This window comes from Piscinibacter sp., from assembly GCF_050175855.1.
Classification (GTDB): domain Bacteria; phylum Pseudomonadota; class Gammaproteobacteria; order Burkholderiales; family Burkholderiaceae_C; genus Piscinibacter.
In genome coordinates, this window is sequence record NZ_JBFXIO010000283.1 from 1 (window position 1) to 7009 (window position 7009).

Annotated in this window: 4 protein-coding genes and 2 pseudogenes; 3 read left to right on the forward strand and 3 right to left on the reverse strand. The window is 70.9% G+C overall.

Annotated features, from left to right (window positions below):
* From AB7U92_RS18830 to AB7U92_RS18840, 3 genes and pseudogenes are all read left to right on the forward strand, one after another.
* Nucleotides 1-248: pseudogene (locus AB7U92_RS18830) on the forward strand (tripartite tricarboxylate transporter substrate binding protein); the annotation flags it as partial.
* On the forward strand, nucleotides 248-742 hold the full coding sequence (locus AB7U92_RS18835; RefSeq protein WP_428580459.1) for a tripartite tricarboxylate transporter TctB family protein: 495 nt from the start codon (nucleotides 248-250) through the stop codon (nucleotides 740-742). The pseudogene AB7U92_RS18830 and the gene AB7U92_RS18835, both read left to right, overlap by 1 nt.
* Nucleotides 743-751: 9 nt before the next feature.
* Nucleotides 752-2248, forward strand: a complete 1497-nt coding sequence (locus AB7U92_RS18840) for a tripartite tricarboxylate transporter permease (RefSeq protein ID WP_428580461.1) — start codon at nucleotides 752-754, stop codon at nucleotides 2246-2248.
* Between the two features lie 16 nt (nucleotides 2249-2264).
* Here the strand turns inward: AB7U92_RS18840 and hemH are convergent, their stop codons facing one another.
* The 3 genes and pseudogenes from hemH to AB7U92_RS18855 form a co-directional block, all read right to left on the reverse strand.
* Nucleotides 2265-3353, reverse strand: a complete 1089-nt coding sequence (hemH, locus tag AB7U92_RS18845; RefSeq protein WP_428580464.1) for a ferrochelatase — start codon at nucleotides 3351-3353, stop codon at nucleotides 2265-2267.
* A 48-nt stretch (nucleotides 3354-3401) separates the two neighbouring features.
* The gene (locus AB7U92_RS18850) at nucleotides 3402-6773 is read right to left on the reverse strand and encodes a PAS domain-containing hybrid sensor histidine kinase/response regulator (RefSeq protein WP_428580467.1); all 3372 of its coding nucleotides are present in this window, start codon (nucleotides 6771-6773) and stop codon (nucleotides 3402-3404) included.
* A 2-nt stretch (nucleotides 6774-6775) separates the two neighbouring features.
* Nucleotides 6776-7009 (reverse strand): annotated as a pseudogene (locus AB7U92_RS18855) (adenylate/guanylate cyclase domain-containing protein); the annotation flags it as partial.

The following is a 7009-nucleotide window of genomic DNA, read 5'->3' on the forward strand; positions in this document are numbered from 1 at the left end:
AGGAGCAGGGCGTCAACGTGGTGATCGGCAACTGGCGCGGCGTGTACGCCGCGCCCGGCATCACGCCCGAGCAGCGCAAGGCGCTGACGGACATGGTGGTCAAGGCCACCAGGTCCAAGGCCTGGGCCGAGTCGCTCGAGAAGAACGCCTGGACGCCTGCGCTGATGGCCGGTCCGGAGTTCGAGAAGTTCGTCGACGACGAGTTCGCTTCGCTGCGAGCCATCATGGTGAAGTCCGGGATGATCTGATGAACAAGCTGCACGCGGCGGTCGGCGCCGGCACGCTGGCGCTGGGCGTGCTGATCGTCGCGGGCGCCACGCAGATCCGCTCCGATGCCGGCTACGGCGGCGTCGGCCCCAACTTCCTGCCCTGGGTGGTGGGGCTGGCGCTGCTGGCCTGCGGCGCCTTCCTCGTCTGGGAAGCCCTCAGCGGCGGCTTCCGCCTGATGGAGGAGCCGTCGGGCGCCGAGACTGGCCACTGGCCGGGTTTCCTGTGGGTCTCGGCCGGCATCCTGTCCACCGCGATGCTGATCACGCGCATCGGCTTCGTGCTCGCCTGCGGACTGTGCTTCATGCTCGCGGTGCGCGGCTTCAAGTCGGCGCAGGGCCGCCTGGATCGTTCGCCGCTGACGTGGCTGGTCGACCTGCTGATCGGCATGGCGATCGCCGCGCCGGTGTACTGGATGTTCGGCAAGATGCTGGCGATCAGCCTGCCGGGGCTCACCGATACCGGCTGGATCTGAGGGCTCACGATGGACACCTGGAACGCCCTGCTGCAGGGTTTCGCCGTCGCGGCCACGCCCATCAACCTGCTGTGGGCGCTGCTGGGCTGCACCATCGGCACGGCGGTGGGCGTGCTGCCGGGCATCGGCCCGGCCACCGCGGTGGCGATGCTGCTGCCGATCACGCTGAAGGTCGACCCGACCGCGTCGATGATCTTCTTCGCCGGCATCTACTACGGCGCGATGTACGGCGGCTCGACCACCTCCATCCTGTTGAACACACCCGGCGAAGCGGGTTCGATGGTCACCGCGATGGAAGGCAACAAGATGGCCAAGCACGGCCGCGCCGGCGCGGCGCTGGCCACGGCGGCGATCGGCTCCTTCGTGGCAGGCACCATCGCCACGGTGGGCGTGACGCTGCTCGCGCCCTGGGTGGCGGAGAACGCCGTCAAGCTCGGCCCGCCCGAATATTTCCTGCTGATGGTGCTGGCCTTCTGCACGGTCTCGGCGGTGCTCGGCAAGAGCACGCTGCGCGGCCTGACCGCGCTCTTCGTCGGCCTGGCGATGGGGCTGGTGGGTCTCGACCAGATCTCCGGCCAGGCGCGCTACACCTTCGACACGCCGGAACTGCTCGACGGCCTGGAGGTGGTGCTGGTGGCGGTGGGCCTGTTCGCCGTGGCCGAGGCGCTGTATGCGGTGCTGTACGAAGGCCGCTCCGCGGAGACGCAGAACCGCATGAGCAAGGTGCACATGACGGCCAGCGAGTGGAAGCGCTCCTGGCCGGCCTGGCTGCGCGCGACCTTCATCGGCTTTCCCTTCGGCACCGTGCCGGCCGGCGGCAGCGAGATCCCGACCTTCCTCAGCTACGCCACCGAGAAGAAGCTCAGCAAGCACAAGGAGGAGTTCGGCACCACCGGCGCGATCGAGGGCGTGGCCGGGCCGGAAGCGGCCAACAACGCGGCCATCACCGCCACGCTGATCCCGCTGCTGACGCTGGGCATCCCGACCTCGAACACCACGGCCATCCTGCTCGGTGCGTTCCAGAACTACGGCATCAACCCGGGCCCGCAGCTGTTCGACAGCAACGCCGCGCTGGTGTGGGCGCTGATCGCCTCGCTGTACATCGGCAACGTGATGCTGCTGGTGCTCAACCTGCCGATGGTCGGCCTGTGGGTGAAGCTGCTGAAGATCCCGAAGCCGCCGCTGTATGCCGGCATCCTGATCTTCGCCACCGTGGGTGTCTACGGCATGCGCCAGTCGGCCTTCGACCTGGTGCTGCTGTACGGCATCGGCCTGCTCGGCGTGGTGATGCGGCGCTTCGACTTCCCGACCGCGCCGGTGGTGGTGGGCATGATCCTCGGGCCGCTGGCCGAGGCGCAGATGCGCAACGCGCTGTCGATCGGCGAGGGCAAGTGGAGCGTTTTCCTCGAGCGGCCGATGTCGCTCGCGCTGATCATCGTGATCGTGCTGCTGCTCGGCCTGCCGCGGCTGCTGCGGCTGCGCCGCAAGCTGCGCCGCGCGCCCTGAGCGGCGCTGCCCGGGTTCAGTCCGTTGCGCCCGCGGCCAGCGCGCGCTGGCGCTGCGCTTCGAGCGCGGGCGGATCCTCGGCGCGCGCCGGCCAGCCCTGCATGTGGCGGATGGCGATGTCGGCCATCGCCGCGATCCAAGGGTGGCTGTCGTTCAGGCAAGGGATGTAGTGGAAATCCTTGCCGCCCGATTCGAGGAAGGCCTCGCGCGCCTCCTGGTCGATCTCTTCCAGCGTCTCGAGACAGTCGGCGGTGAAGCCGGGGCACATCACGTCGACACGCGCCACGCCCTGCCTGGCCAGCTCGATCAGCGTCGGCTCGGTGTAGGGCTGCAGCCACTCGGCCTTGCCGAAGCGGCTCTGGAAGGTCACCACCAGCTGATCCGGCTTCAGGCCGAGGCGCTCGCCGAGCAGCCTCGCGGTCTTCAGGCATTCGCAGTGGTAGGGGTCACCCAGCAGCAGGGTGCGCTTGGGCACGCCGTGGAAACTGAGCACCAGCCTGTCGCCGCGGCCTTCGGCCTGCCAGTGCGCGAGCACGCGCTGGGCGAGCGCCTCGATGTAGCCCGCATCGTCGTGGTAGCGGTTGACGAAGCGGAACTCGGGCACGTGGCGCACGTTGCGCGACCAGTCGCCGACCGCGTCCCAGGCGCTGGCGGTGGTCGGGCCGGAGTACTGCGGGTACATCGGTAGCAGCAGGATGCGTGTCGCGCCGGCGGCCTTGAGTTCGTCGAGCACGCTGGGCACCGACGGATTGCCATAACGCATCGCATGGCGCACCAGCACCGGATGGCCTCGCTCACCCAGGTAGCCGCGCAGCAGCGTGGCCTGCTTCTCGCTCCACACCAGCAGCGGCGAGCCTTCGGGCATCCAGATGCTCTCGTACTTCTTTGCCGACTTGGCCGGCCGCACGCGCAGGATCACGCCGTGCAGGATGAGCCACCACACCAGGCGCGGAATCTCCACCACGCGCGGATCCCACAGGAACTGCGCGAGGTAGCGGCGCAGGGCCGCCGGGGTGGGCGCGTCGGGCGTGCCCAGATTGACGAGCAGGATGGCGGTCTGCGCTGGCGTGCCGTGGCGGAAGGGGGGTTCTGCGGCGAAGGTCATTTCGGGGCGCGGGTGGCGCGCGATTATCGGCGAGGCACCGTGCCGGGTTCAGCCTGGGGTCGTCTCGCGCAGGGCATCGAGCGCCGCGCTGACCTTGGCCATCTCGATCGGCTTGGTCCAGTAGCCCCGGAAGCCGCTGGCGCGTGCGCGTTCGAGGTCCTCGGGCATGGCATCGGCCGAGCACATGAAGGCGGGAACCGCGGCCAGTGCCGCGTCCCCGCGCAGACGGGCGAGCAGTTCGTGGCCGTTCATGTCGGGCAGGTTGGCGTCGAGCACCAGCACCTGCGGCGTCCAGCCTTCGATCAGGCGCAGGGCCTCCTCGCCGCTCTCGGCGATCTGCAGCTCGATGCCTCCGAGCAGGCGCATGGCCTCCTCGAACAGCAGCGCGTTGATGCGGTTGTCCTCGACATAGAGCACGCGCAACGGCTGCTGCTGCGCCGGCGGCGGCACGGGCACGGCGGTCTGCGGCGGCGCCAGCGGCGCCGGTGCGGTATCGGGCGGCTCGGCCGCCGGCAGCTCGATGCGCGCCAGCGTGCCGGCGCCCGGCACGCTGGACAGCGTGACCGAGCCGCCCATCTGCTCGATCAGGCTGCGCGTGATCACCAGCCCGAGCCCGGTGCCCTCGATGCTGGTGGTCTCGTGGCCGAGGCGCTCGAAGGGCTGGAACAGGCGGGCCAGTTGCTCGTCGGTGAGGCCCGAGCCGGTGTCCTCGATGGCGATGGTGCAGCGGCCCGGCGGTGCGTCGAGCAGGGTCACCAGCACCCAGCCGCCCGGGCGGTTGTACTTGACCGCGTTGGACACCATGTTCATCAGCACCTGGCGCAGGCAGCGTTCGTCGGCCAGCACCCAGTGGCCGCCGGGCACCTGGCTGGCCAGCGCGATGCCGCCGGACTGCGCCGCCGGGCGCAGCAGGTCCAGCGTGCTCTCCAGGAAGGGCGCCAGCTCGATCGGTCGCGGCTCCAGCGCGGCGCGGCCCTCCTCGACGCGCTGCAGGTCGAGCACCTCGTTGACCAGGCCGAGCAGGTGCTCGCTGGCACGCAGGATGTGGTCGGCGTATTCGGTCACCTTGGAGGCCGGGCCTTCGGGCTGCATACGCAGCAGCTGGGTGAAGCCGATCACCGCGTTCAGCGGCGTGCGCATCTCGTGGCTCATGCGCGAGAGGAACTCGCTCTTGGCGCGACTGGCCAGCTCGGCGGCCTGCTTGTCGAGCAGCGCCTGCGCCGCGGCCTGCTGGTCGGTGACGTCGCGGAAGCTCACCAGGCAGGACAGCGCCTTGCTGCCGCCGGACGGGCTCAGCGCCCGCGCGGTGAGCAGCACCCGGCGCACCACGCCATCGGGACGGTGAACCACCAAAGGCATTTCGCGAACGCCGTCGCCACCGCGCAGCACACGCTGGACGGGATGGGCGGTCGGGCTCAGCGGCTGGTCGTGGCTGTCGTGCAGGCGGTAGCCGAGCTCGCTCAGGCGACGGCCGGTGAGCGTCGCGGCGTCGCTGGCCAGCGTGTCGCAGGCCGACGGGTTGCAGGCGAGGATGCGCCCGTCGGGCCCGGCGACGATCAGGCCGTCGCTGATCGTCGCTGCCACCGACCGGTACAGCTCCTCGCTGATGCGCAACCGTTCGGCCGCGCGCACGCGCTCGGTGACATCGTGCAGCACGCCGAGGTGCTGGATCACCGCGCCGCGTGCATCGCGGATCGGCACGATGCTCAGTTCGTTGAGGAAGCCGCTGCCGTCGCGTCGCCGGTTGGCGAGCACCACGGTGCACGGCCGGCCGTCGGCCAGCGCCGAGCGCAGCTCGGCCAGGCCGGGCTGATCGCGTTGCGGGTCCATCAGGAAGCGGCAATTGCGCCCCAGCGCCTGGTCGCGCGGATAACCCGTCAGACGCTCGAAGGCCGCGTTGACGTAGACGATCGGCCGGTCCGGCTGCGTCGCGTCGGTGACCACCAGGGGCATCGCGGCATCGGCCTCCACCGCGCGCTGCAGCGTCACCAGCTCGCGCTCCATCCGGCGCAGCTCGGTGAGGTCGCGCGTGAGGTAGAGAACGTTGCCGTCGCCCATCGGGGCCAGGCGCGCCTCGAAGACGCGCCGGCTGCCGTCGGGCATCGCGCTCTCGTACTCGAGGCGCTGCATCTCGCCGGTCTTGCGGGCGCGGGCCATCGCCTCGCGGGCCAGGCGGTCGAACGGCGGCGCGAGCACGTCGCCGAAGCGCTGGCCGCGCTGCTGCTCGAAAGGCTCGATGAGCAGAGGGTGCTGCTCATCGCTGCACATCAGGTAGGTGTCGTCGGCGCCGACCACGAACCACAGGTCGGGCACTGCGCGCAGCACGGCCGACAGGCGCGCCTCGGACTCGCGGCGCTGCTGGGCGTCGCGCTGCCGTTCGCTGACGTCGACGGACAGGTGCACCGTGCTGCCGTCGGGCAGGCGCTGGTCACACACCAGCACCACCTGGTCGGCGAAGCGCAGTTCGTGCGGCGTGGCGTCGGGCGTGGCCAGCGACAACCGCCAGCGCACGAACTCCTCCTCGCGCCCGGCCGCATCGGGGTAGACGCCCTGCGCCACCATGGCGCGCAGCAGGGACTCCCAGGTGTCGCCGGCGCCGGTGGCAAAGCGGCCGACCTGGCGCTGCCAGGCGGCGTTGGCGGCCAGCACCTGGCCATCCGGCCCGCTGATCATCAGGCCGGCGTGCACGGCGTCCATGGCCTGCAGCAGCATCTGCCGCGCCTGCTGTGCCGCCTGCCGCTGCGCGACCTCGGCGGTCACGTCGCGCGCCGCGCCGCGGTAGCCGAGGAAGCGGCCGTCGGCGTCGAAACGCGGCCTCCCGCTCATCGCCACGAGCATCGTCCCGCGGGCGCAGTCGCGCTCGCCGATGCCGTCGCGGAAGGGCAGCCGCGCGGCGCGCAGGGCACGGTAGCGGTCCCAGCTCTCGCGCTCGGCAGCGCCCGGCGGCGGGCGGTTGAGGTGCATCGAATGCATGCCGATCTCGACGCTGGCCGGCCAGCCGGTGTGCTCGACGACGCTGTCGGACACCCAGGTCAGCACCCCGTCGGCATCGGTTTCCCACAGCCAGTCGCTGCCCGCGGCCGAGGCCAAGCGTTCGCGTTCGAGCCTGTCGCTCAGCTGCCGTTCGCGCTCGCGCGAGGCCAGCAGCGCCCCAGCCTGGAGGCTGGCGTCGGCCAGGGCCTCACCCGCATCGTGCTGCGGTGAACGAACGCAGACGCTGCCGACGACGAGCCCGTTCACGGTGATCGCGGCACGGGCGTCGTCCGCACGTGGCCAGTCGTCGTCTTGTGTGGCGGTGACATGCCGCCGGTTGCCATCGACCAGCACCACCGCGCCGGCCCGGGCGGCGGTCTGCCGGCACAGGCTGCGCACCAGCGCCAGCAGCGCCTCGTGCAGACCCGGGTCGGCGTGCGACGCCATCCTCAGAGGTACAGGTCGTGCGGCTGGGTGTCCGCGAACTTCATCACCTCGAAGCGGACGCAGGGGCCGTCGGCTTCGGTGGGCGGTGTGCCCAGGCCGATCAGGCCGCTGCCGTGCAGCGTGCAGGTGCCGCGCCGCAGGCTGATCACCTCGGGGTCGTGATCGAAGCGCACGTAGGTGCCGTTGTAGCTCAGGTCGGTGAGCTGGAAGGTGCCGCCGTGCCAGTCGATGCGGGC